Here is a 2496-nt window from a genome sequence, read left to right as displayed (position 1 = left end):
AATTATGATAGCAGATAACGTCGGGAAGGGGGATTTATGCGACATAACCAGTATTGTCCTGACTGGCCTGGCAGTGGCTTTGATAGTCTTGATGAAGCCCGGGAATGGGTAGGTAACTTTGTTGAATGGTATAACAACGAGCACCGGCACAGCAAAATAAAATTCGTCACACCTGCGGAACGACATGAAGGAAAAGACAAAAATATTCTTGAAATGCGAGATAAATTATATCTCCAGAAGAAAAAAGAAAAACCTTCCAGATGGTCTGGCTCAACCAGAAACTGGGATGCTACAGGGCCAGTTTCATTAAATCCTGACAGGACTGATGAAGCGGCTTAAATAATTTAGGCGAAAACTATCTTGAAAAACACCGCTAACACCATCATTAAAGTATTGTTCTGCTGGGTGAAGGTAAGAGTTTGATGGCAATGGGATGGAAAAACTTGAACATCGAGTAGCAGGTATTGAGCTAATGAAAATGATCAAAAAAGGGCAAATGATCGGAAGAGATGGTTTGTCTCCTGCAGGACAGTTTTATTCATTAGCCGCATAAAGACCGGTTATAACTAGTTTTTACACGCACGATAAACTTTTGAGACAGAACCTTAATTAACTAATTAGGAGAATAAGGGTAAATGAACATAATAATAGATGGTGAGATTATAAATGTACACTATAAGAAATTATCAATGGGTAATAGTGACACAATATCTTGCACTGGATATGGCAAGATAGAGATTGATGAATTGATATTTAAGGAATCACAAAGTGCGGGGGGGAACATGCCTACTATCATGACACTACCTACAAAAAGTAACGCGCCACAGAACGGGGAGGATGGGCGTAATGGAGAGGTTGGTTTACAAGGTAGACCGGGTACGGATAGTGAATGTCTACCTTGGAATGATGAAATTGCAAGTCCTGATGCAGCAGGTGGCGGAACAGGAGGAAATGGGGAGATAGGGACAAAAGGTCATGATGGTGCAGATGGTGGCAATACACACGATCTATCTATCAAGATAAATAAAATAACTAATCCCGGTACGTTAGCTATTATTGACCAACCGCGTGCCGGCGGGAATGGTGGAAGGGGCGGCAGTGGGGGAGCAGGCGGTGCAGGTGGTAATGGTGGAAAACCTATTACATGTGACCTTCAACATGCTTATCCCGGTAATGGAGGTAATGGCGGCAATGGTGGCAATGGGAGTGATGGCGGCAATGGCGGCAATGGCGGCAATGGTTGCAAAATTGAACTAACAATACCCGTAAATTCAAGTATGAAAACATGGACTAGATCAAATATAGCAGTAGGAGGACCGGGAGGACAGGGAGGAACAGTTGGCGAAGGTGGTAGCGGAGGCCCCGAAGGTGGGCAAGGTTTAGATTTACTGCCAGAAGAAAAGGGACTGTCAATATCGGGTAAAGCAGGTGCTAACGGAAATATACCGGGTAAAGCTGGTCAGAATGGTAAGCCCGGTATTGCAGGTTCGATAACAATTACAACGGTATAAGATAATGACTGATAAAACAATAAGTGCGAAAAATCCACTAGTTATTCCAGTTGGCTTAGTCGGAGAAGAGTACGGGACAATAACGGTAGAAGAGGGCGGCTATATAGACATTATGGGTTCAGGAGGGATTACCATAGATAATCTAAAAGTAGTGGGTGAGCTACCCTTTCCTTTCATACTCGTTCATGCGGCAGATGCTCAAAGTGGACAACAAGGGAAAAAAGGAATTGCTGGCATCAATGGATTGAAAGGGACAGATGCTACGTGTAATGGCCCCATATCAATGAACGATGCGACACCGGGTACAGATGGTTCTGATTCAGTATCAGGCATGGATGGGACAAATGGAATGATTGGACTAAAATCCCCTGATATTTCAATCACCATAAAAAACATCACGATAGCTGATTCACTTATCAACCGATTTACTATTATCAATAAAGGCGGTAAAGGCGGTAAAGGTGGGGATGCTTACAACGACCCCAGCAAAGGTGACGATCAATGGCGTTCAGAGCAAGGAGGCTATGGCGGAGAGGGTGGAGAATATAAATGTTGTGGCCTTACTTCATCCTATGGTGCTAACGGCGGCAATGGTGGCAATGGCTGCAAGGGGGATAATGGCGGCAATGGCGGCAATGGCGGAAATGGGGGCGCAGTCGTTATGACCGTACCAGCTGCTTACAAGAATGAGTTTGTAACGCTCTGTTTACCGGGAGAAGGAGGAGAGGGTGGCAAGGCAAATTTCGTTGGTAGAGGGCAATATGGCGGACTGGGTAAACTGAATAGAAGCGCGAGAGTAACGGGCAGGAGTGGTTCGTTTGGTGATACACAAGGGACAGATGGAAGCAGTGGTTCACCCGGTGTAAAAGGCAGTATAAAATTTAATTAACCTATAACTCGACCCTCAAGTTTTTGAACAAAATAATTCTAAACTACAATACTGAAGTTTCCCAATTATTGAGTAGCTGAAATACACAATGCTGGT

The 2496-nt window shown here is 44.2% G+C and carries 3 protein-coding genes and 1 pseudogene; all 4 read left to right on the top strand.

Annotation, left to right across the window (positions count from 1 at the left end):
* Window positions 1-36: 36 nt before the first annotated feature.
* Window positions 37-339 carry an integrase core domain-containing protein gene (locus CDZ78_RS19630; protein WP_087871468.1) on the top strand — a complete coding sequence of 101 codons (303 nt, stop codon included), beginning with the start codon at window positions 37-39 and terminating at the stop codon, window positions 337-339.
* Window positions 340-454: 115 nt separating this feature from the next.
* Window positions 455-553 (top strand): annotated as a pseudogene (locus CDZ78_RS24445) (IS6 family transposase); the annotation flags it as partial.
* 82 nt (window positions 554-635) lie between these two features.
* Complete coding sequence (locus tag CDZ78_RS23970) at window positions 636-1511, top strand: hypothetical protein (protein ID WP_087871467.1); 876 nt, start codon at window positions 636-638, stop codon at window positions 1509-1511.
* 4 nt (window positions 1512-1515) lie between these two features.
* Window positions 1516-2400 carry a hypothetical protein gene (locus tag CDZ78_RS19620; protein WP_087871466.1) on the top strand — a complete coding sequence of 295 codons (885 nt, stop codon included), beginning with the start codon at window positions 1516-1518 and terminating at the stop codon, window positions 2398-2400.
* Window positions 2401-2496 lie beyond the last annotated feature (96 nt).

Source organism: Bathymodiolus platifrons methanotrophic gill symbiont (assembly GCF_002189065.1).
Taxonomy (GTDB): domain Bacteria; phylum Pseudomonadota; class Gammaproteobacteria; order Methylococcales; family Methylomonadaceae; genus Methyloprofundus.
This window is presented reverse-complemented; position numbering and strand designations above follow the sequence as displayed.

Excerpts from the sequence above, each read along its gene's own strand:
- CDZ78_RS19620 (WP_087871466.1), top strand. The coding sequence starts at position 1,516 with ATGACTGATAAAACAATAAGTGCGAAAAATCCACTAGTTATTCCAGTT.
- CDZ78_RS23970 (WP_087871467.1), top strand. The coding sequence starts at position 636 with ATGAACATAATAATAGATGGTGAGATTATAAATGTACACTATAAGAAA.
- CDZ78_RS19630 (WP_087871468.1), top strand. The coding sequence starts at position 37 with ATGCGACATAACCAGTATTGTCCTGACTGGCCTGGCAGTGGCTTTGAT.